We start from the raw sequence: 24,518 nt of genomic DNA, 5'->3' as shown, positions 1-24,518 counted from the left end.
GTCAAATTCCAAGGCCTCGGCCCCTGCCGAGATCGATGCCATGGACGAAGGCCAGATCCTGGCCGAGTCGGCGGCCCGATTCGAATGCAATGCCGAGATCGTTCTTGCGGCCGGCAAGGATGGACTCCAGCTGCGGGTCGCGCTGGAGGCTCTTCGCCATGTCGCCCATCGCCGAGCGCGTGGCCTTGTAGCCGGACAAGTCGCCGGCCTGATATAGGCGCCTGCTGGTCTGGTCGAGCTCCCGCCATCGCTCAACGAAGTGATCGGCGCGACGGCCCGGATCGCTGCGGAGTTCGGTTTCGAGCTGGAGCGCGCGGATGGCGCGATTGACCCGGCCGTCCGCCGCTTCGCGGGCGAGCTCCGGGTTCTTCTTGTAGGCGGCCTCGGCATCGTGCGAGCCAAACGGGCGCACCTGCTCGAAGGCTTGGCGGGCCTTCTGCAGCTCTTTCACCTGCTCGGGACTGGCTCTGCCGCCCGTCTCCTGCGCCTCGAAGATCGCATCTACCGCGCGGGCATGGCGCACCAGCGCTCGTGTCCGGACGCGACGGGCGTCCGCTTCGGGATCTTGCGCCACGTTGCTTGCCGGCACTTCGGCTCCGCGCCGGTCGGCTGCGGGACCGCTGGCTTCCCTTTCCGGTGTTGCCCGCTCCCGCCTCCCTTCGCTATCCAGTCCGGCCACATCAGCCGGAGAGCGCAGGCCGTCGAAGATGTCTCGCAGCTTCTCGGGCACAATCTTGCGCACGATCTCAGCTACGCGCTCGCGGAATGTGATCCCACGCCCTTCTGCGTAGCTCTGGACCGGATCGGCGCAGTCGTAATCCGAGGCCATGTCCTTCGCACGTTCGCGCGACAGGGTGTGGGTGAGCCGCTCCTGACTCGCAAAATCATCGCGACCATAGTGCAGGTCCACCTCGTCGCGGTGACGCGACAGGGCGACATAGCTGCTGTGGGCATCCATGCCCGGCGTTGCCAGCACATGGACGCGGTCAACTGTCGTGCCCTGCGCCTTGTGGATCGTCGCGGCATATCCATGGTCGATGCGGTTGTAATCTTTGAACTCGAAGTGCACGGACCGGCCATCGTCGGTCTGTACGGTCATGGCTTGCGCGCTGATCTGTTCGATGGTCCCGAGCGTGCCGTTCTTGACGCCAAGACCGCGCTCGTTCTGCAGGAACATGACCCGGTCCCCGTTGGCGAAGGTTCTCGCGCCGCGTTCGACTGCCACATGCACTTCGTCGCCCAGATCGCCGGCAGCGCGCATGCGCACGCGCGCAGCCTCGTTGAGCGCCCGGACCTCGTCATTGGTGTGGGTGAGAATGATCCGGCTCCGGTCCGGCGATGCCTGACGATCGCGATTCCAGCGCTCGATCAGATCGCCGCGAGCCTGCTCGCGGCTCTGGGCCTCATGCACCATGCCGTGGGCGCGGTAGGCTCCAAGCGCATTGCCCGTTTTGCCGGTTGCCAGATCACGCGTGGCGTCCCGCTGCCAGCCCTCCCGCTGACGGCGCACCTCGCCGATTTCCGCCCCGCCGTGACGCTCATGGATCGAGCGAAACGCCGCGCCCGCCTCGATGGCCTGCAGCTGTTGCGGATCGCCGACCAGCACCACCTTTGCACCAGCATCGGCAGCGTGGGACAGCACGCGCTCAAGCTGGCGCGTGCCGACCATCCCCGCCTCGTCGATCACCAGCACATCACTGGATTGGAGCAGGTCACGGCCTTGTTCCCAGCCATGCTCCAGGCTGGCAATCGTGCGCGACGCAATGCCCGATCCGCTTTCGAGGTTTTCTGCGGCAATGCCGGACAGCGCAATGCCCCGGACCTCGAAGCCGGCGGCTTCCCACGCCTCCCGTGCCACCCCCAGCATCGCGCTCTTTCCCGTCCCGGCATGGCCGACCACGACGCTGAGATCGCGTCCATCTGTGACGTGCGCCAGCGCCTCAGCCTGCTCGAACGACAGCACCAGGCCGCGCGCTTCCGCACCCGCCAAAGCGGCCTGGCGATCCGCGTCGCGCACCTGGTGGCGCTCCCGTTTTGCCATCAGTTCAGCGGCCCGGTGCAGGCGCTGCTCTGCCTCGATCATTCCGCGGGTGGTGAAGCGATCCTCGCCGCGCGCATCCTTGCCGAGTTCGACCAGGCCGGGCGCTCCTTGCATTGCGCCCACCACCTCATTGAACTGGTCGAGCCCGTCGCTATGCCGGTGCGCGAACCTCGCCATATCGCGGCGCGTGAATGTCGATTGCTGCTGGGTGATGGCGTCCAGCCCTATGGTGGGGGCGGCGACAATCCGCGCGCCGTTGTTGCGCGCGATCTCGCGGTGCATCTCGGCGCGATCGGCCTCGCCGCCTTCGCCAGCGATGCCCCGAGACTCGATCCGTTTGGCGGGCGCGCCGATCTGGCTTTGCGGCTCCAGCGCGATGCCCTGGTCTTCCAGGCTGCGGTGATCAATCCGCGCGTCGATATCGAGCTCGGCTAACCGCTCATTGGCGAGCTCGGCCCAGCGTTCGCGGCAGCGCTCGACCATCTCGGTGCGGTTCCAGTCCCGCACCTTCTGGCCAAAGCCGTTCTCGTCGACCGAGCGCATGGTCAGCATGACATGAGCATGAGGTTTGGGCAGTCCGTCCTCTGCCCTGTCCCAATGCACATTCAGATCGGCGATCATGCCGAGACCGACGAACTCGCCGCGAACGAAGTCCCGGGCGAGCTCGATACCCTGCGCCTCACTCAGCTCGCGCGGAAGGGCGAACTCGACCTCACGGGCCAACTGGGCATCCTTCCGGATTTCGCGCGCTTCGACATCGTTCCAAAGCCGCTCGCGATCGCCCCATGAGGCCGGCGCGTTCTCCGGCAGCATCACTTCGGAATGAACGACGCCGCGCTTTTCGGAAAAGTCCTGATCACGGCCGAGCCGCTCGTCACGCAGCCGCGATGCCGAGCGGTAGGCCGCCGATGCCACCGCGCTGCTCCCGGCCTTCCGGCCAATGACCTTGACGTGAAGATGATAGATCGCCATCGCGACCAGAGCATCTACACAGCGAAGCGTACGTCGGCACGACGTATAAGCGCGCCCTCCCTCGAAAAATTCTCGGGAGGGATCGCACCGTCTCAGCCCGTCCTGACGACCTTACAGCATTCTGACGTGTGCTCGCCTATGATTTCTCTATCGACACTCATGGAGACTACGATGCGCAAACCAAGAGACTTCGATGCGGACCTGAAGGCGCTCGACGACAAGGCGCGCGAGCTGAAAACCGGGAAGGTGCGACAGCTCGGCAAATTGGTCATCGCCACCGGAGCTGACACGCTCACCGCGGAAGAACTGGCCGGTGCGCTGATCGTGCTGGCCGAGACGAAAGAGGCCGGGAAGAGGGAGGCATGGGCCAGGCGCGGGGCCGCGTTCTTTCAAAGCCGGTCGCGGCGAAATGCACCAGCAGCTGACCGCAACACGGACGGCGCTCCTGCGCAATCGGGCGGCGCGCACCCGGCATCAAGCCGCAAAAGCGCGACATGACATGCGCGCGTGGCAGGTCGAACGCCGTAAGCGCACCCGGCACCTCATCGAACTCGGCGGCCTCGTGATCAAAGCCGGTATCGTGGACCTGACCGGTGACGACCGTTCCACGATCTTCGGCGCGCTACTTTGGATGGCTGACAAGCTTAAAAGCGGTGAGGGCGAACGGGCACGTAAGCTTTGGGCCGCGAAGGGAAAACAAGCGTTCGAGATGGACCCTAGGATGCCAACACGCACAGTCGTCTATGTCAGGCAATCGCACGTTGGCCAATCGCTGCCGCTTCGACAGAAGCCCTATTGATCAATTGCAGGATCGGCATACAAATTGCGATTTGATTGCAGCCCTACCCTAGCTCCGAGCCGTTCGCTCTTGATGAAGCGGTCACTGTGACTTTCGACATTGGCTACTGGCGTTGGGTAAGGCTCACTAGATCGAGATCTCCGCCTTTATGATGATTGCCTTTCATTGAAGCAGGACCGGACCCGCCTGCCGAGTCTCTTGCCTTCGCAGCAGAAGGGTCCGGATTAGCCGCTGAACAGGCGCTTCAAACCAGCAATAGGTGAGGCGCGCGGTGACGAGCGTGGACAGCACGAAAGCCGCCGAGAACAGAGGATCGAGGTAGGGGATAGGCCGCTGCATCGACGAAAAAGCAAGCGCGATCGCAAGTTGAATCGGAAAGTGCAGCAGATAGCAGGAATAGGTCGTATTGCCGGCTGTCTCCACCAGGGTCTCCAGGCGCCGCGGCAAGACCATGGGCTTCGAGCAACAGAACAACAGGATCGGCGTATAGATGAGCAGAAGCGGTGCCGTGAGCGCCTCAAGGTCCATGCCGGACATCCAAAATGCCGCGGGCATCGCGATGCTCGCACACGCAGCCAAGGCTTCCAACTTCGGCCGATGCCGAGTCCCGGCGACAGCCTGTCTTGCCATCGCGGCAAGGCCGCCAGCGTAGAAGAAAGCGAAGCATTTTGCCATCAGCGTACCGGTCGCGATCGAGATCACGATCACCGCGAGATTGAAGAGCGGGGACGGACGCACGACGCGCAGCGACAGGAAAAACGCCGCATAGACCACGAGCTCGATTGAGACTGACCAGATTGGTGCGTTGAAGCTGACGCCATGCGGCGGAAGCCAGTCGCTTGCCATGAACAGCTGCTTGACGAATTGAGGGATGTCGTTTTGCTGAAAGACGAAGAAGTAGTTGTGCTGAACGAAATACATCGGCTGGAGCATCGTGACCAACAGCAACGTCGCGAGATGGAGCGGGTAAAGTCGCGCCAGCCGATAGACGAAGAAGGTCCATCCGTTGATCGTGCGGTCGGCGATGACCGCGCTATACTTCCAGAAGAAGATGAAGCCGGAGATGGACCAGAATATCTCGACCCCGATCTTGCCCTTCTCATAAAACGGGAACAGAACGCGGTAGAACGGCAGCTCGCTCCTCACGAGACCGACCGGCTCCTCGCCGACGAAGGCAAAGTGCTGATAGTGCCACAGCAGCACGGCGACAGTAGCGAGGAAGCGCAGCCCTTCCAATCCAAGGAGCTTCTGGGTCTTAGGCCATGTCGACGCTTTGGGAATGATCATCGGGGTCATCGACCTCCTGACGAGGGCGCTGGTCAATTCTAGTCCGAGCAAAGTGAAGGATTCTTTTCGCTTGGAGGCATCCCAGGCGTTCGTCGCAGGCGATCTCGGCGCCACACTAGATTGCCTTCTCCAAGGAATGAAACGCTGATCGTCGTGGTCTACGTTAAGATCTTGCGGATCATAGGCCACGATCCCGACCCGGTGACCATTGCGCGCGGTGTCCTCTCCAGCGCCTCGACCTTGCTCTAGTGAAAGCCGCGACGACTGGGAGGTGGATACTCAAAATCTGCCGCGAGACCGACGAAAAGGGGAGGCAACGCCGAACGAGATAGTGCGGTGCCAGATCGGCAATGGTGACAAGAACAAGAGTCGCCGCACCGAGAACTGTGGCTGCCGAGCTGCTCAATCTGACGCTCTGATCGCCAGAGGAGTCGCTCGCGAGCTCGAGAATGCAGTCGCTCGCCAAGTGCAGTTCCGCGCCCCGCAACAACTGGGTTTATTTTACAGTCACTCAAATCCAAATCTGGTGAGGCGCTTCAGTTGCTCGACAATGTGAGCTGCAGAGGACGACGAAGGAGCCATCGGCTCGCGATACGATGGCGAGTAGCGGGAGCTTTGATAGCTCCCAAGCTTCCGAACCGCACGCGCTTTCGGCTACAGCTGCTTGGCACGGCGCAGCATCTCGGGCACGCCGACGGGCTCTCCCGCCAGCTGTAATTGTAGTCCGGAACGTCGCCGCCTGTCGCTTTCGGATGCATCCAATCCATCGAGCATGGCCGACAGCGGCGATGTGAATACGGCACGTTCCAGGGCGCGAGCGGGACGACGGGATGATCGAAGACGTAGAACTCGACAGCCACAATCCTAACACCAAATGGCCGGGGGACCCCTCCGTCAGAAACTTAGACCAGTATTCCGCGCCGCCGCGGCCTTGAAGCGAGAAATCCGAACGCATTGGTTCGGGCTTCCTGAGAACGCCAACGTCTGGACTGCGCAGAACTAGTTGATGGAGGAATTGATGTCGACGAACGAGGTGTTGATCTTGCTGCCCAGACCGTTGACTGCTGCGATGATCGCAAGTGAAATTCCGGCGGCAATCAATCCGTACTCGATTGCAGTGGCTCCCGATTCGTCACGCAGGAACCTCATCATTTTGACCCGCATTACACCCTCTTTGCTGTTGGCCAGATCGGCGCACCTTCACGCCAGAAAAGGATATCCTACGTCATCTTAAAATAGATGAGTCGTGTAGGTACAATTTTAGGTAGGGCAAATATCTTTAGCGCTTATGATCTAGTGGGGCGCAGGTAGCTGTACGTTTTAGTGTCGGAACGGACGCGTGTACGCCCTCGCGGGAAATCGCAGACCACGGCATACAGGGCCGGTGTCAGGATTCGCTGACTTGCGCTCCGGTCATGATCTGGCACATTCCGTGCGTGAGTCGGTCGTGAGAAGCGTCGGCTCGCAATCCAGATGATCCCTGCGCCCGTCGCGAGGACGACGACATCAAGGCGACAGCAGTTCCGGTTGCGACCAGCCACACGATCGCTCCACATGGAAGGTCGATCGCATAATGTCCACCGATCGGCACGGTCGATGTGATCACGAGGGAATTCCAGATCAATGAAATCGGAAATAGCCACCTGAGGTGCCAGGACGCGGATATGATCATCAGCGCCAGGCAGCAATGGAACGAGGGAAATGTCACAACTCCCTGCAGATTGGCGAACGACAGCAACGGCGAGGCCTCATTGCGGAAGTATTCCAACTTCGACAAGTGATACGTTCCCGCGCCTGTCGGGAGATGCTCGAGCAAGCTGGCTGGGTACCCAAAGAACGCGAAGGCACCTTTCGCCGGCCAAATCACGGAAATGCTCGCGCATGCGACAATCGTGCTGGCGAATACGAACGTCAGTATCCATAGATGATCGAAACGGCGAACGATTGCGAGCAGTACTGAAAGGCCGAAGAGCAGGGGGAATGAGCTGTCGTACGTGACCGACAGGAGCTGGGACCAAGCGGGGTTGTCGGCTGCCCAAGCGATGACAGCAGGCAAGTCGAAGCCCGCCGCTCGATCCCATCTCGCAAGATCTGCATCGACGAATGGAGCGTTATTCCGAAGCCCGACAAGGCTGATGATTCCAGCCACTGCGCCCGATAGTAACATTGCTAGGAGCGCTCCGCACAAGTTGCTGAGCACCGGCGATGGTCGCCAACGTCGATAGACAACGTGAACCGTGAGGAGGAAGCCCAATATCGTCAATGCAACCAAGAGGCTGCCGAGATCGACAATGACAGCCGACCGCTGGAGCAGGAAGGCCGCGAACGTGGTCGCGACAAAGCAAATGGCCCATACGCTCGCTTCCACATATCCGGTCGTATGCGTTCCCTGAGAAGACCAGGCGAAAGCCGTGCGACCCGAAGTCTGGGAATCAGGAGGACTTGAATTTCCATCCTGCGACTGCGTGCCGTTAGGTCTGTGTATCTCCCCGATATGTGTCCTTGCGGATATCAGGAAGCGGAGGCGACGAAAGAGTGCGGGCAATAGGGTGTCTGTGGCGGGCTCCAACATGGATGTCCGCTCCGTGTCAGTCTGTTTCAGATTATTTCGGTCGGTACCTACATACGCAAAAACCGTGAGCCTGAGCAATCTCAACGTGTATTTTAACATGATACCGTGCTGAGATGCTTAACAGATCTCTAGCGCCCTGCGAGACGTGCGTTGGGAATCGGTCCGGGATTGCGTTGTCCAAGAGCTCCTGACCATGAGCCTATGATCGCCGGACATCGCAGCTTCGGTGTCAATGGGGCGTCCTTATGTAGGCTTGCTCGTTGCGCGGCGATGATCGAGTGCGGATTTCACCTTGCTGTCAAAATTGTCAGTTGTTCGGGCGGCCGGATGTTTATCGCCTCGACAATTCGGAATTCACCAGCTCTCGAACATCACGCAGATGCTTATGATTCGCGGGGATTGTGTCGTTCTTTGTTTGTGGTGGGGAACATCAGGCGCGCGCGAATTCAGGCGTTTGCCGTGAGGGAGCTAGCTGAGTAAGTCAAGAACCTTCGTTCCTCAGCCGTCCGGGGCGTTGCGAGGTGCTGTCGGGTTAGTCCAGCAGACGCGCGAAGCCTGCACTCAATGCATGCAGTGCGTGTAACGCGCGATCCCTCGCAGGTAAAAAATATCCTCGCAGGAACGTGCCAGATCTTGTCCAATCGTTTCTTGTGGTACATTATTCATACACGACTTAGGGTAGTGCAGGGGCAATGGAAGCGGGGCAGAGAGATACGGGGCTTGACTGCCTGATATTGCTGCTGCGTTTCCATCAGGTCGCTGTCGATCCGGCGCAGATTGCACATCAGCTAGCAGGAGAGGCGGTCGGCGTGACCGAGATGCTTCGCTGCGCCAAGCAGTTGCATCTCAAGGCGCGTGCAGTCAGGCAGACGTGGGAAAGTCTCCCCAAGCTGTCGCTACCGGCTATCGCGGCGCGGGCGGATGGCTCGTTCGTTATTCTGGGGCAGGTCACGGCCGACGCCGTGCTGATCCAAGATCCCCAGGTCAACCGGCCGCAGAGTCTCAAGCGCGCCGAGTTCGAAGCCAACTGGACGGGCACAGTGGTGCTGATGGCGCGCCGCGCCTCGCTCACGGATCTTGCGCGCCGCTTCGACGTCACTTGGTTCCTGCAGGCGATGCAGAAATATCGCCGCCTGCTCGGCGAGGTGCTGCTGGCGTCGTTCTTCCTGCAGCTGTTTGGCCTCGTCACGCCGCTGTTTTTTCAGGTCGTCACCGACAAGGTGCTGACGCATCGCGGCTACACCACGCTCGACGTGCTGGTGTTCGGCCTCGTCACGGTCACCATCTTCGAGACCGTGCTTGGCGGGCTTCGAACTTACGTCTTCTCCCACACCACCAATCGCATCGACGTCGAGCTCGGTGCGCGGCTGTTCCGGCATCTGGTCGCACTGCCGATCGCCTATTTCGAGGCGCGGCGCGCCGGCGATTCGGTGGCGCGGGTACGCGAGCTCGAGAACATCAGGAACTTCATCACCAGCTCGGCGCTGACCCTGGTGATCGATCTCGCCTTCACCTTCGTCTTTCTCGGGGTGATGTTCTACTACTCGCCGTTCCTCTCCTGGATCGTGGTCGGCTCGTTCCCGTTCTACATCGCGCTATCGGCCGGCGTGACGCCGCTGTTCCGCAAGCGGCTCGACGTCAAGTTCAACCGCGGCGCCGAGAACCAGGCCTTCCTGGTCGAGACCGTCACCGCGATCCAGACCCTGAAGGCGATGGCGATCGAGCCACAGATGCAGCGGCGCTGGGAGGAGCAGCTCGCCGGCTATGTCGGCGCCAGCTTCGACGTGCTGTCGCTCGGCAATTGGGCCAGCCAGTCGGTGCAGTTCATCAGCAAGATCGTCACCGCGCTGACCTTGTATTTTGGTGCGCATCTGGTGATCGAGGGGAGCCTCAGCGTCGGCGAGCTCATCGCCTTCAACATGCTCGCGGGTCGCGTGGCTCAGCCGGTGCTGCGGCTGGCGCAGCTGTGGCAGGATTTCCACCAGGCGCGGCTGTCGGTGGCGCGGCTCGGCGACATCCTCAACACCACGCCGGAGCCGGCCTTCAATCCCGGCCGCGCCGCGCTGCCGCCGGTGCGCGGCGAGGTGGTGTTCGATCACGTCCATTTCCGCTACCGCGTCGATGGTCCGCTTGCGCTGCATGACGTCAGCCTGAAGGTGCCGGTCGGCCAGGTGGTCGGGATCGTCGGGCCCTCCGGCTCCGGCAAGTCGACACTTACAAAACTGATCCAGCGGCTCTATGTGCCGGAGGGCGGCCGAATCCTGATCGACGGCGTCGATCTCACGGTCGCCGACGTCACCTGGCTGCGGCGGCAGATCGGCGCGGTGCTGCAGGAGAACGTGCTGTTCAACCGCTCGATCCGCGACAACATCGCGCTCGCCGATCCCGGCATGGCGATGGAGCGGGTGATCCAGGCGGCCGAGCTCGCCGGGGTCCACGAATTCATCCTCGGCCTGCCCGACGGCTACGACACTGTCGTCGGCGAGCGCGGCGCCAGCCTGTCCGGCGGCCAGCGCCAGCGCATCGCGATCGCGCGCGCGCTGGTCACCAATCCGCGCATCCTCATCTTCGACGAGGCCACCTCGGCACTCGACTATGAGAGCGAGAACATCATCCAGCGCAACATGCGCAAGATCTGCGCCGGGCGCACCGTCTTCATCATCGCGCACCGGCTGTCCGCCGTGCGCAACGCCGATCGCATCATCACCATCGAGAATGGCCGCCTTGTCGAAGACGGCACCCATGACGAGCTGATCAAGCGCGCCGGCCGCTATGCGACCCTGCACCAGATCCAGGCGGGGCTCCATGTCGTCGGCTGAGGCGCACAAGCAGGACAACGCGCCGATCTCGCTGGATGCGCACCGCAGGCGCCGCAATGATGCTCGCGAATTTCTCCCCGCCGCGTTGGAGATCGTCGAGACGCCGGCCTCGCCGGCGGGCCGCGCGATCGCCGGCAGCATCATGCTGTTCTTTGCCGTCGCGATCGCCTGGTCGATCATGGGCCATGTCGACATCATCGCCTCGGCGCAAGGCAAGATCGTGCCGACCGGCCGCACCAAGACGATCCAGCCGCTGGAAGCCGGCGTCGTCGCGGCGATCCATGTCCAGGACGGCGACAAGGTCCATACCGGCGACGTGCTGGTCGAGCTCGACCGCACCGTGACCGAGGCCGAGCGCCGCCGCGTCGCCCAAGGCCTGATGCAGTCGCGGCTCGATGTCGCCCGGCTCAGCGTGCTCAGGGATAGCTTTGCCGATCTCGCCGCGCTGCGGCCGCTCGTGGTGCCGCAAGGCGCCGCGCCGACCGATCTCGCGCGCACCCGCGCCGCGCTGCAGGCCCAGGCCGCCGAGCAGCTGTCGAAGCTCGCCGCCAATCAGCAGCAGATCGCGCAGAAGCGCGCCGAGGCGCAGTCGGTCGAGGCCGCGATCGCCAAGATCGATGCCACCCTGCCGTTCCTGCAGGAGACCGCCGAGATCCGCCGCAACGCCAAGGAGATACAGTACGGCAACCAGATCGCCTATATCGACGCGCAGTCGCGGCTGATCGACCAGCAGAGCGAGCGCATCGTGCAGACGCGGCGCCTGGTCGAGATCGAGGCGGCGCGGCTGGCGCTGGAGCAGCAGCTGGCGCAGACCCGCTCCGGTTTCGAGCGCCAGGTGCTGTCGGATCTCACTGACGCCGAGAAGAAGGCCGATGAGCTGACCCAGGACCTCGTCAAGGCCGAGCGCAAGATCGCCGAGCAGGTGCTGCGCGCCCCGATCGACGGCACCGTGCAGCAGCTCGCGCTGCACACCGTAGGCGGCGTCGTCACACCAGCGCAACAGCTGATGCTCATTGTTCCGGCGGACAGCCAGCTCGAAGCCGAAGCCATGATCTCCAACCGCGACATCGGCTTCGTCAATGTCGGCCAGGCAGCCGAGATCAAGATCGACACCTTCAACTTCACCCGCTACGGCCTCGTCCACGGCAAGGTGCTGAGTGTGTCCCAGGACTCAATCCTGCGCGAGAAGCCCGCCGACAAGCAAGCTGGCGCCAAGCCCGCCGGTGCGCTGGCCGAGACCAGCGAGCCGGCAGGCCAGGAGTTCATCTACTCCGCGCGGGTGTCACTGGACGAGAAGCAGATGCAGGTCGAGGATAAGATGGTGGCGCTGGCGCCGGGCATGGCGGTGACGGTTGAGATCAAGACGGGGACGCGGCGCATCATCGAATACGTGATGTCGCCACTGTTGAGGTACAGGCAGGAGAGCTTGAGGGAGAGATAGAGTCAAGAGAATAGGCAAGTCAGCAAGTATACGGCAAAACGAACGCTCTATTCGCTAAATCTCGGCTGTTTTAGTTCGGTCCAGGCTTCACCATGAAAATAAGAAATGCACTTGTTATATCCTTGCTGCTGGCGGTGGTCGTGGTGTTTTTCGTGGTCAAGAACACTCCGTTCGTACAGGCTTTGCTGGGAAATTGGGATTTCGTCAAATCAGTCGATAACGAACGGGGGAGCTATTACCGACTAAAGGTCAGGTTGGTCTACAATGGGGATTTGCAAAGTTTCGATATCGTAGTTGCATGTGACGTGCGGCAAGTGAACTATATGGACGGAGCACGAACGCTGGAAGTCGGTTTGACGCCGACCGTCTTTGGCCGAAGGATGGCTGATGGAAAGGCGATCGTCGTCCGTCCCCCTCGTGCTTGTCGTGGCGAAACGACCGAAAATGGTGGTGTGCCTGTCGACCTGTTGCCGCTCATTGTCGTCTTTGACGATGCTGAGACATTGGCTTTCGGAGCGGCATATTTGACGGATGATGCCTTCGATAGCCCGCTATCCTCATTAAAATTCGACGGTGCGTCGATCGAGTCGGCGGACAAAGCCGCGTTCGATAGGTTCAGAAGCGAACAGCCGAACCTCGTGAGCCGGTCGTCTTATCATACAGCGAGTGGCCCCGTTGCTGTGAAGAGGTTTGGCACGACCGCGGCAAGGATCCCGATGGGTATTGGATGTTTTGGCTACGCTCGATTTCGATTGACGGATGCTGAGCGCCAACGTGCGGCCGAGCTATGGCCGACCAATCGCCCGCGGTATTGGCTGCCTTCGCACCCGGGCGGGAGAGACGCGTTCTCGCCGACATTTGGCGAATTGATGATGACGGATCGGCAGTACGACAAGCCGACTGCATCGTACAACCTGCTTTCACAGACCGAGTATGGGATTGCAGACTTCGGAATGCCGAGGAGAAATCCTGTCGAATGGTCCGGTCATCAACGCCCCGTTGCACCGTCCTACTATCCAGATATTGGCGGGTGGCAAGCCTTGCCGTGGCCGAGCGATCCTGAAGCAAGAGCGCTTGAGCTGTTGTCGAATGGTCCACATGTCGGCGCTAGCATAGACTTTCGAGGTGGGGCAACTCGCGGGTTTGCATACTGTCGCCCTATGCCGGAGACATTTCCGACGGGGGTGGAATATCCGGACCCAGCCCAGGCACCAAGTGTTCGATATCTCAACTCTCCGGCTACGAACTACGTTGATGGAGTTGTTGTGTCCGGTGAGAGAAATTCGAGGCCTGCAGCCATCGTCGAGCGTGACGATTTCATTTTCCGACAATTCTTAATTGGGTTGTCGTCGACCAGGGGGGATGTTTGATGTCTTTAAATGAATTGCAAACGGCTGCCGCGCTCGCTGAGCAGGTCTATCGCCGGGCGGCAGGGGATCAGCAGTTATCCGACGCCGATATTCAAGTGTCCGGTGTAACGGGCCTTCGAGCGGCTAATATCTACGAGGATGGAAACTCGGCATTTTATTACGATGATACGACTGGCTTTGCTGGGCGGGTTGTTGTCAACAATACGGACGATACCGTCTACGTCGTCTTCCGCGGAACGGACATGGCGGGCAGTCTTAAAGATCTTGCTGTCGCTAAGGCTGGATTTGAGCGGTCTTCATCAATAGATTTGCGAGATTTTAATTACGGGAACTTCGTTCTCGGAAGGGGTACCAGCAGCAGGACTCAGTTTGATGATGCGCTTGCGCTTGCGCAAGCGGCCGAAGCAGTGGCTGCCGGTAGGAAGGTCGTTGTTGTTGGCCAGTCGCTCGGCGGGGGGCTTGCTGGTTTGGTGTCGGCCACGCTCGGGTTGCCTGCCTACCTTATCGCGCCTGCGCCGTTTCAGCACCAGCTTGAGTTCGAGGCGACGCGCTATGCGTTTGAGCGGCATGGCATCACGATTGAGGAATTGAAGAACGGACCCGTAGGCCAGATTGAGGACAACATACTTACGCTTGGCGGAGATGCGCTCCGTTCCAGTATTCATCAATTCTTCGGACAATACGATAGCATAATGGACGAGGTTCTGCTCGATCGGCAGATCCGCCTGAACTTTCTGAATCGTAATTTGAACAACCTATCGCAGATTTATTCGATTCAAGGGGAGGCGCTCACGAGTGGCGCCGTGGGGTTCAGTATCGGGCTGATCGCAAATCAGTTCTCTGCGCCAAAGACGTCCATGAACATAGGCGATGGGGACTCAATATCCCTGCATGGTCCAGCAATTCATAATCTTGTAATTCGAACGCTCGATTCGTCGCAGAGTTTCGGGAGTCTCTTGAGTGCCGACAAGGCGCTACGCGTGAGCTTCTTTGATTCAATTGGTATCACCGGTGTTGTCGATCACGACCGCGCGGGGCCGAGCCAGCCCATGGGCAGTGCGGGCCCAAACCCGTCGATTCTCGAGAATGCTCTTTGGAAGTCGGTCGATGTCACAGATGGATTCTATGATCGGTTCTATGCAAGATTTGGGACGTGGCTCGCCAAAGGTGCCGTTGCTGTAGGCAAATCCGATACTGCCGACAATCTTTCTGTGCACTCGGGCGTGGTGAAGCTCGGACTCCAGGTCGTACGCGACTCGATTAACGTCGCCGACCCCTCGGTGGGTGCGCCCGTTGGGCCGGATGGACTTGAAGTGTTCGGCGCAGGGAACGCCGATGGTCCAACCGCAGGCTATGTTCGCGTTGGACTCGATCAGATCAAGCCGATGAGTCCTGATCAATGGGATCAGATTGACGGCGGTCCCCCGCAGAAATTTGGCGTCCGTGATATCAACACGGCGATTGCACAGGCAGTTTGGACTGATCTCGGCATGTCGTCGCCAATCGGCGGATCATCGTCAAGTGCTGCTATTCGCGCGGTTCTCGGTGCAAGTTACCTTGAGATTCAAGGCGGATCGAAAGCTCTCCCGTCGTGGGAGGTTCTCATCGCCCAGGCGGGTGCTGATTACCGCTACCTGACCTATGATGCGAGCAAGTCTCCGATCACGACCGATGCTGTCACCTCACAGGTCATTATCGGTGGGGACGGCGGGAGCGATATCAAGGGATCAAGCGCTGCTGATATCATCGTCGGTGGCAACGCGATAAACAGATTCGAAGGTGGTGGTGGTAAAGACATCATCATTGGCGGTGGGCAGAAGGACACTTATACGGCCCGTCCCGGCCAAATTGAAGGCTCCTCTGTCACGTTCCTGGGTGGCGCAGGGGAGGACACTGCAATCTATGGGAGTGATTTTGCCGGGCAGGAAATAACGGCAAGCGGTGCAAAGCTGTCAGGGCTCAACCCTGACTTGGGTGTTTCAATCACGATTGGTGACAAAGGCCGGGTTGACACCCTGATTGGCGTCGAGCAGGTCGATCTCAGCAACGGAAAGGATCACCTGCATATCGACGACAGCATACGGAATCAAAAGAACAAAATTCGTTTCAATGCTGACGGTGTACCCGTCGATGGTCTGGGTAATCGATCCGATGCGCAGCCAGCTCCTGGTCGAGATGTGCTCGATTTTGGGAACATGTCGGCTGGGGTCGTGCTGACCGCAGCCGGAGATGACATTCGGTTCGACAATATCACCTTCGCCGGGTTCGACGAGATCAGGCTGACGTCGAAGAACGATACGGTCAGCACCAGCGCCGCTGGTCTGTTGCTCAACCTCGGCGATGGCGATGACACGGTCAAGTCGACGGGTAAGGGCACGATCATCAAGACCGGCGGCGGCGCCGACACAATCGAATTGTCGCACAATGGTCAGACGCTGATTCAGGACGCGGATGCATCCGACCGGCTCACCTGGTACGGCCAGACGCTGACAGGCGCCGTGCGCTGGGGCGGGTCTGAGAGCGTCTATGCGTATGATACTCATCTCGACCGCTACTATCACAACACCTCAGGTGACCTGGTCGTTCTGGATCGCCAGGGCAACGAGACGTTCATCTCGCGCTTCAATTTCGACCCCGGTGCATCGAACCTTATCGCCGGTCTGTACGTCATCGAGGTCACGTTCAAGACGATCCGCAGCAATATGTGGACGTATGCATTCGAGACCGCTGCGTCCATGCTCCAGGCCACGGAGAAGGTTGGGCAGGCCATGTTCGGCTGGCCGCGGACCAAGCGCAAGGATCCGCTGGTGCTCGACCTCGACGGTAACGGCATCAGCTTCACCATTCAGGAGGCGTCGAACGCCAAGTTCGACATCGACAAGGATGGCTTTGCGGAGCCGGTCGGCTGGATCGGTAGCGACGACGGCTTCCTGGTGCGCGATCTCAACGGCAATGGTGTCATTGACGACGTCGGCGAGATGTTCGGCAACGAGACCACGCCGGGCTTTGCCCAGCTCGCGCTGCTCGACGGCAATCACGACGGGAAGGTGAGCGCGCTTGATGACGGCCTCGCCGACTTCAATGGCGACGGCGTGATCGACGAGACCGACACGTTCTCGTCGCTCAAGGTCTGGGTCGATGCCAATGAGGACGGTATCACCGATGCGGGTGAGCTGAAGTCGCTGGCCGAGTTCGATATCGTCGCGATCTCGACCGGCGCGACGCCGTCGACCTACACCGATGGCGCTGACACGATCTCGGAGACGGGAACCTTCATTCGGGCTGACGGCACCACCGGGCTGGCGGCGGACGTCCAGCTCGAAACCGACAACAGCAACACCAGATGGCTGGGGGATTCCACCGTCAGCGATGCCGCGGTGAGCCGGCCGAACCTCAAGGGCTTCGGGACGCTGACGGATTTGCAAGTCGCGATGACGCTGAAGCCGAGCCTGATCGACGTCGTTGATGCCGCCTTGCCGTCGCTGGCGACATTGTCGCTGTCGGCGCTGCGTGCGGCGGTTCGCCCGATCCTCTATGCGTGGCAGGCGGCCGTTCCGGTGCCGACAGGCACGCCTGGGACCGAGCCGACGGAGGATTTCCATTTCGTCGGCACCACCAACGAGAAGGGCGCCGTGCTCTACGACTTCATCATCACGAAGTCGGACGACGAGGGGATCTTCTACGCCTATGCCAGCGGCCAGGCCGTCCGTGACGCCGCTGGTGCGGTCATCGAGCGTCCGACGTTGCAGCAGGTGCTGGGCAGTACGCCGGAGCAGGGCAGCTGGCAGATCCTGACGGCGGCCGACATCGCCTTCCTCGAGCGCTTCACCGGCGAGCGAATCGGCTTCGGTATCCCCACCAATCCGAGTGCGGACGCGATCCTGCGCGTCTCCGACGCCGTCACCGCCGGCTGGAACGAGCTGAACAAGCTCGCCATCCGCGTGGCGATGCAGGGCGAGCTTAAGCCGTTCTTCGCCGGCATCGCCTATGATGTGGCGACCGACACCTTCAAGCCGACCACCGACCAGCAGTTCGCGCCGATGCTGGAGCAGATCTTCCAGCACACACCGAGTGATCCGACGGCGGCTGGCAACTATCTGGAGCAATGGAAGGGCATCATCGGCATGATGCTGCCGGACTTCCAGCGTGACGATCAGGGACGGCAGATCACCGATGCCTATCTGTTTGCCAACATCGTCAATGCGTTCGAGAACGTTCCGGTCAACCTGTCGCTGCAGGCGGTCGCTGACAAGCTGTTCGACATCCCGGCCTCGGAGCTTGTGATCGGCAACGGCAATCTGACCGGCGGCGACACCACCGACGACATCTTCTATCTCAATGGCTCCGATCAGGTCGTCCAAGGGCAGGGCGGCCACGACGCCTATGTGGTCGGCACCAATTTCGGCCACGACGTCATTCAGGACGTCTGGCAGGGGCTTGGCGACAATCAGGAGGACGCGATCTGGTTCGCCCACCTCAACGTCTCCGATCTCACCTTCGTGCGTGACGGGCTCGACCTCGTCATCACCCAGAACGGCACCGACAACCAGATCCGGGTGATCGACGAGTTCGCCGGCCGCCGGCCGGGCCTCGTGACCGCCTATCAGGATTTCGACAAGTCGATCGAGGTGATCAAGTTCGCCGATGGCACCACCTGGGACAAGATCGACCTCGCCAACGCGGTCGGGAAGCCGTCCTACGCCACTGACGATAATCTGGTCGGCACGCCGGACGCCGACGTTCTCAACGGCGGTCTCGGCACAGATACCATGTCAGGCGGCGACGGCGGTGACACCTACATGTTCGGCCGCGGCGACGGTCATGACACGATCGAGGACAATCAGGCCTGGATCTGGGGCGAGCTGCCGGACTTCCTGCGGTTCGGTGAGGGCATCACGCTCGATGACCTGTCGTTCCAGCGCGACGGCAACTCCAATGATCTGACGATTGCGATCACCGGCACGGACGACGCCGTGACCGTCAAGGGCCAGTTCCGGGTCGATTACGGTCTGCTCAACACCACCATTGACCGGATTGAATACTTCACCTTCGCCGACGGCTCCTATGTCAGCTGGGAGGACGTGATCCAGAGCATGGATGCGAGCGCTGGGACTGACGGCAACGACGTGATCTACGGCTTCTCCTATGCCGACACGCTTCAGGGCGGCAAGGGCGATGACGTCATCGATGGCGGCCGCGAGGACGACACCTACGTCTATGCCCGCGGCGACGGCAACGATACCATCATCGACGGTCCGGATGCGCAGACCTCTGCCTTCGACACGCTGGTGCTGAAGGGCATCAATCCGGCCGACGTGACGCTCGTCCGTGACGGCAACGATCTGCGCTTGGTGTTCGCCGAGAGCGCCGACGGGGCCGGCGATGCCGGCTCGGTCCTGCTCAAGGACGAGCTCGACGACTGGTTCGCGCGCGGCATCGAGCAGGTCAAGTTCGACGACGGCACCGTCTGGACCCAGAACGATCTGCGGCTGAAGCTGCTGGCCCAGGCGTCGACCGACGGCAACGACGTCATCGTCGGCTACAACACCAATGATGTGATCGAAGGCGGCAAGGGCGACGATACCGTCGCCGGCGGCGCCGGCGACGACACCTATATCTATAACCGTGGCGACGGCAACGACGTCATCACCGAGGTCACTGGCGGAAATTACAGCACGATCGACACGCTGCGGCTGAAAGGGATCAGCCCGGCCAGCATCTCTTTCAGCCGCAACGGCAACGACCTTACGCTAATTATCAACGAAAGCGTGACGGGTGCCAATGACGGCGGCTCGATCATGCTCAAGGACGAACTCGGCGACTGGTTCAGCCAAGGCGTCGAAAACATCGTGTTCGACGACGGCACGACCTGGGATCAGAACTATCTGCGCACGACGGCGCTGTCGCAGGCCTTCACGCCGGGTGACGACGTCATCAATGGCTTCAACACCAACGACATCCTAATCGGCGGGCGTGGCAACGACACGCTGAACGGCGGCGCCGGAGACGATACCTATATCTACGCCCGCGGCGACGGTAACGACACCATCATCGACGGGCCGGCCGGCAACTTCTCGACGTTCGATACGTTGCGCCTTCAAGGTATCGATCCCGCCGCGATCAGCTTCGTCCGCAACGGCAACGATCTGACGCTCGTCATCGCCGAAACCGTGGCGGGCGCCGGGGATGGTGGCTTGATCCTGATCAAGCAGACTCTGGACGACTGGTTCAGCCAGGGCATCGAGCGGGTCGTGTTCGACAACGGGACCGTCTGGACGCAGAACGATTTACGCCTCAAGGTGCTGACACAATACTCGACCGCCGGCAACGACGTCATCGACGGCTTCAACACCAGCGACGTCATCACCGGTGGACGCGGCGACGATGTGATGTCGGGCGGGAGCGGCGACGACACCTATATCTACAACCGCGGTGATGGCAACGACACCATCATCGAGGGAACGGTGGGCAACGCCTCGAGTTACGATACTCTGAAGTTCAAGGGGATCCGGCCTTCCGACATCAGCTTCGTTCGCAACGGCAACGACCTGACCCTGGTGATTGCCGAGAGCGCGCCGGGCGCCGGTGACGGTGGTTCGGTCCTGATCAAGCAGACACTCGACGATTGGTTCAGCCAGGGCGTCGAGCAGGTCGTGTTCGACGATGGCACGGTCTGGAAGCAGGCGGACCTGCGGGCCCTCGTGCTGCAGCAGGCAGCGAGCTCCAGCGCGACGTCGATCTACGGCTTCAACGCGGCCGACACGATCCTGGCAGGAGCCGGTGACCGCTATCTGAACGGCCAGGGGGGAACCGACACCTACATCTACACTTCGACGGGCGGCAACGACGTCATCGAGGACAGTACGAGCGGCAACATCCTGGTGATGCAAGATTTTCCCTCGACCGCGGTAACGCTCAGCCGCAACGGCTCCGACCTCATCATCGCGAATACGGCGACGGGAAAGACCGTCACGGTTAAGGCGCAGTTCAGCAACGGGACGCTATCCACCGTCAGCTTCAGTGATGGCGCCAGCTGGAGCCAAGCGCAGATCCTGGACATCCTGGCGGGATCGAGCGACGCCAACGCGTATCCCTTCACCGCCGGAAGCGGCCAGGTGACCGTTGCTAATACGGTCACGACGATCCGGATGGGAGCGGGGATCTCGTCGTCCGATCTCTACTTCCAGGCGAATGGCAATGGCGACCTGACGATCAGGTTCAGAAACAGCACCGACGTCATCACCGTGCCGCGGGATCTTACCGTACAGCCCTGGGGCGTCTCCAGCGCGATCATTCGCATCGCATTCAGTGACGGCGCGGTGCTACCGGTCGGACAGCCGGCTGCGGGCCTAGGCACACCGTTGACTTTCACCTGGGTCGGCAACACCAACGGCTTCAACCTCGGCAACAGCAATTTCGGCTCCAACGTATTCGAGGTGTCGGCAGCCGGAAATCTGGGCTTTGCGGATTATAGCAACGGGGTCGCTGGAACGAACCGGATCAAATATGCGCAAGGATCCGGCAGCCTGACGGCCTGGCCTGGCGCGAGCAAGGGGTCCCTGGAGTTCGGCGCGGGCATCAGTGCGCAGGACGTGCTGCTACAAGCCGGTGGCGGCGACCTGATCGTCAAGTTCCGCAACAATGCAAGCGACAACATCCTCGTTCACAACGACCTGACGGTCAGTGGCGGTGTTGCCTCTAGCTCGATCAATCAGCTGGTGTTCAGCGACGGTAGTTCGATTGCGCTGGGAGGTTCGGCCTCGGTGCCGATTACCTTCACCTGGGTCGGTAACACCAACGGCTTCAATCTTGGCAACTCGAATTTCGGCTCGAACGTGTTCGAGGTGTCGGCATCCGGAAATCTCGGGTTCGGCGATTACAGCAACGGTGTCGCCGGAATTAACACGGTCAAGTATGCGGCAGGATCTGGTGCCCTATCGGTATGGCCCGGCGCGAGCAAGGGCACGTTGCAGTTCGGCACCGGCATCTCGGCGCAGGACGTGCTGCTGCAGTCCAGCGGCAGCGACATGATCGTCAAGTTCCGCAATAACGCGCTCGACAACATTCTGGTACACAACGATCTGACGATCAGCGGTGGTGTCGCCACCAGTTCAATCAATAGACTGGTGTTCAGCGACGGCAGCTCAATCGCGCTGGGCGGCTCAGCGTCGGTGCCGATCACCTTCACTTGGCTCGGCAACACGTCGTCGGCTGGACTATCGGGCTCAGGCTACGGCTCGAACGTCTATGAAATCACCGCCAGCAACGTCTCGGTCAATTTTGCAAATGTCGCAGCAGTGGGGGGCACCAACACCCTGCTTTACAGCCGCGGCGTCGGGCGGACGGACGTCAATCTGAACGCCGGCGCGACCGGCGCCATCAAATTGGGCGCCGGCATCTCTGCCCAGGACATCTATGTGCAGGTCGAGAATGGCGCCGATCTGATCCTTCGGATCCGGAACGACGACACCGACAAGATCGACATTCACGGCGACCTGACGAGCACAGGCGGCATCCAGTCGGTGGCGTTCGCCGACGGTACAGTGTTGTCGCGGCAACAGCTGCTCGCGCTGGAGACAACGGGCACCACCGTCAACGACGTCCTCTGGGGCTCGCTCGGAGCCGACACATTCGACGGCAAGGGAGGAAATGATATCGCGCATGGACGCGGCGGCAACGACACGTTCGTGTTCAACACCGGATACGGCCAGCTCGAGATCGACGAGACCGACAGCTCGAGCACTGCGGCCAATGTGCTGTCGCTCGGAGCCGGAATCCGGCCATCCGACGTGGCGGTGGCCGTAGCCTCAAACGGCAACGACTGGCTGCTGACGATCGGCGGCAACGGCGATCTGATCAGGATCGACAACATGGTGCAGTCGAGCACCAGCGGCGTCCAGCAGGTCCGGTTTGCCGACGGCACGGTCTGGGACCGGGCCGCAGTCAGGGACGCGTCGCTGACCTTCACCTGGACCGGAAGCGGCAGCAATCCGACCCTGGTTGGCAACGCGACGGGCTCCAACATCTTTGTGCTCGGTGATGGGGCCGAGACGGCGTTCGGAGGCACACGCTCCAACCTGTTCCGGGTGTCGTCCGGCACGGGGCAAGCCACCATCAATCTGTCGGCGACGGCCGACGCGAAGAACCAGATCGATTTCGGCAGCGGGGCCACAGCGCAGAAGCTGTGGTTCACGCAATCGGGCAACGATCTGGTGGTCGCCGTGCTCGGCACAGCGACGCGGGTGACGGTCGCAAACTGGTTTGCAGACTCCGCCAGCCAGTTGCAGACTATCACTGCAGGAACGACGGTGCTGGATGGCGGCGCGATCGGGACGCTGGTTCAGGCGATGTCAGCCTATACGGCGGCCCACCCGGGCTTTGATCCGGCGTCGGTCTCACAGGTCCCCAGCGACCTCGCCTTGCAGAGCGCGATGGCGGGTGCGTGGCACGGTCAAGCGGGCTTTCTCGCGAAATTCTTCGCCCTGACGTCCGGACCGTCGCAGCTGTCGGACGTCAACTGGGGGGCTGCGCCGAGCTTTGTGACGACAGTGTCCCAGATCTCGGGCACCGCAGACGCAGCCTGGCCAGCCTCGTCGCACGTCAATTTCGCGACGGCCTACCAGGCCAACCTCACCATCACGACGGCTGGAACCTATACGTTCAGCCTCGCTTCCGACGACGGCTCCGCACTCTACATCGATGGCGTGCGGGTCGTGAACAATGACGGGCTGCACGGCAATAACACGGTCTCCGGTCAGGTGACACTGGGGATCGGGGCGCATGCGGTCGAGGTTCGCTACTTCCAGAATGGAGGCGGCGAGGTCGTGACGCTGACGGCGCCGGCAGGAGCAAACAGTTTTGCGACTGCGACCGGCAGCCTGATCTTTGCCGGAAGCTACGGCAGCTATCGATTTGCCGCCGATGCCTTCGGCGATGTCTTGATCCTGGACACTCGTGCAGGCGCATCGGGCGCCAATTCCGCGGTCGGCCTGACGCAGCTGATCTTTGCTGACGCAGCGATCGGTGTCGTCTCGGGAACGGCGGGCGTCGATGCGTTGAGCGGCTCCGCGGCCAACGAGATATTCGTCGGATCCGGAGGCAACGATGTGATCGTCGGTGGGGGCGGGGTTGATACGGCCGCATTCTCCGGCAACTTTGCGAACTACACGGTATCTTTGAATTCGGCTAATCAGGTCGTGGTCAGCGACCTGCGCAGCGGCAGTCCGGACGGAACCGACACGCTGTCCGGCATTGCTTCGCTCGGATTTGCCGACCAGCAGGTGCAGCTCGTGGTCGGGACCGGCTCTACCGGCACAGCAGGTTCGGCTACGCTGGCAGGAACAGCTAGCTCTGAAGTTTTTGTTGGCGGCGCCGGCAATGACACGTTTATCGGTGGCGGAGGAAACGATCGGTACCTGTTCGGCGCGGGCCAGGAGACGATCGTGAACGGAACTGCGAGCAGCTCTACCGCCAGCGGACAGCTAGCTTTCGGAACGGGCGTGACGGACAACGATCTCTGGTTCCTGCAGTCCGGCAACGATCTGCAGATCGACCTGCTCGGCACGACTCAGAACGTCACGATCAAGAACTGGTTTTCGGCGCCATCGAACCAGCTGCAGGAGATCACCGCCGGCGGTCTCAAGATTGACAGCCAGATCTCGCAGCTGGTCCAGGCCATGGCGAGCTATTCGTCTAGCCATGCGGGCTTCGATCCGACCAGCGCAGGGAGCCAGGCAGCGTCCAGCGACCCGAGCCTGCAGGCATCGATTGCAGCCGCTTGGCACGCGTAGAGAGTGAGGTACACGGAGACGAAAGCTGGCTCGCTCGACTCGTCGGGCGCGCCAGTTCAATCTCATTTCGGCCTGATTCCCGACGTGCCTCCGCATCCTCTGCCGCCGGCCACGCCAGCAACTAGTGATTCTGCAGGATTGCGAACACCTCAATCTCGGCGCCAGACGAGGGGGAAGTAAGTCCCTCGTCGACTGGTGCGGCAAGCCAGCTACGATCGTTGACAAGACTCACCTTCATCGCGACGACGGCGGCACTTCCTCGCCTCTGGGGACGCCCGTCCAAAACGCCGTTTCCATCAGCCGGCCCGGGCACATCTGTCATTCATAGGTTGTTAACTAGCGTCCATTTGTCCGTGCGAGGAGATGGATGCGAACGTGTTTTTTACTCCGCCTTAGACGCCCTCCCGTATTCAGGTACAGGTAGCGC

At 61.2% G+C, this 24,518-nt stretch carries 10 protein-coding genes; 6 read left to right on the top strand and 4 right to left on the bottom strand.

All coding sequences use genetic code 11. From position 1 onward, the window contains the following. Position 1: 1 nt before the first annotated feature. The gene (gene traA / locus QX010_RS11630) at positions 2–3,013 is read right to left on the bottom strand and encodes a Ti-type conjugative transfer relaxase TraA (protein ID WP_316179590.1); all 3,012 of its coding nucleotides are present in this window, start codon (positions 3,011–3,013) and stop codon (positions 2–4) included. A gap of 171 nt (positions 3,014–3,184) precedes the next feature. Between traA and QX010_RS11625 the strand changes: the two genes are divergently transcribed. After that, complete coding sequence (locus QX010_RS11625; protein WP_316179589.1) at positions 3,185–3,511, top strand: conjugal transfer protein TraD; 327 nt, start codon at positions 3,185–3,187, stop codon at positions 3,509–3,511. Position 3,512: 1 nt separating this feature from the next. Beyond that, positions 3,513–3,812 (top strand): conjugal transfer protein TraD, encoded by a 300-nt coding sequence (locus QX010_RS11620; protein ID WP_316179588.1) that lies wholly within the window; start codon positions 3,513–3,515, stop codon positions 3,810–3,812. Positions 3,813–3,974: 162 nt separating this feature from the next. Here the strand turns inward: QX010_RS11620 and QX010_RS11615 are convergent, their stop codons facing one another. The 3 genes from QX010_RS11615 to QX010_RS11605 form a co-directional block, all read right to left on the bottom strand. Beyond that, the gene (locus tag QX010_RS11615; RefSeq protein WP_316179586.1) at positions 3,975–5,108 is read right to left on the bottom strand and encodes an acyltransferase; all 1,134 of its coding nucleotides are present in this window, start codon (positions 5,106–5,108) and stop codon (positions 3,975–3,977) included. A 990-nt stretch (positions 5,109–6,098) separates the two neighbouring features. Further along, positions 6,099–6,263: a Flp family type IVb pilin gene (locus QX010_RS11610; protein WP_315753307.1), complete on the bottom strand. Its 165-nt coding sequence runs from the start codon at positions 6,261–6,263 to the stop codon at positions 6,099–6,101. A gap of 223 nt (positions 6,264–6,486) precedes the next feature. Continuing rightward, complete coding sequence (locus tag QX010_RS11605) at positions 6,487–7,671, bottom strand: phosphatase PAP2 family protein (RefSeq protein WP_316179584.1); 1,185 nt, start codon at positions 7,669–7,671, stop codon at positions 6,487–6,489. A 692-nt stretch (positions 7,672–8,363) separates the two neighbouring features. Between QX010_RS11605 and QX010_RS11600 the strand changes: the two genes are divergently transcribed. The 4 genes from QX010_RS11600 (at position 8,364) to QX010_RS11585 (ending at position 24,091) form a co-directional block, all read left to right on the top strand. After that, a complete protein-coding gene (locus QX010_RS11600) occupies positions 8,364–10,490 on the top strand; it encodes a type I secretion system permease/ATPase (RefSeq protein ID WP_316179583.1) in 2,127 nt (708 codons plus the stop codon). After that, a complete protein-coding gene (locus tag QX010_RS11595; protein ID WP_316179582.1) occupies positions 10,477–11,931 on the top strand; it encodes an HlyD family type I secretion periplasmic adaptor subunit in 1,455 nt (484 codons plus the stop codon). The genes QX010_RS11600 and QX010_RS11595 overlap by 14 nt, the downstream gene beginning before the upstream one ends. 122 nt (positions 11,932–12,053) lie before the next feature. Next, entirely contained in the window at positions 12,054–13,301 is a 1,248-nt protein-coding gene (locus QX010_RS11590; RefSeq protein WP_316179580.1) for a hypothetical protein, read from the top strand. Further along, entirely contained in the window at positions 13,301–24,091 is a 10,791-nt protein-coding gene (locus QX010_RS11585; protein ID WP_316179578.1) for a calcium-binding protein, read from the top strand. Before QX010_RS11590 ends, QX010_RS11585 begins: the two co-directional genes overlap by 1 nt. Positions 24,092–24,518: the final 427 nt, after the last annotated feature.

Source organism: Bradyrhizobium sp. SZCCHNRI1009 (assembly GCF_032487575.1).
Lineage (GTDB): Bacteria > Pseudomonadota > Alphaproteobacteria > Rhizobiales > Xanthobacteraceae > Bradyrhizobium.
The sequence above is the reverse complement of the archived record's forward strand: the minus strand, read 5'-3'. Positions and strand labels throughout refer to the sequence as shown.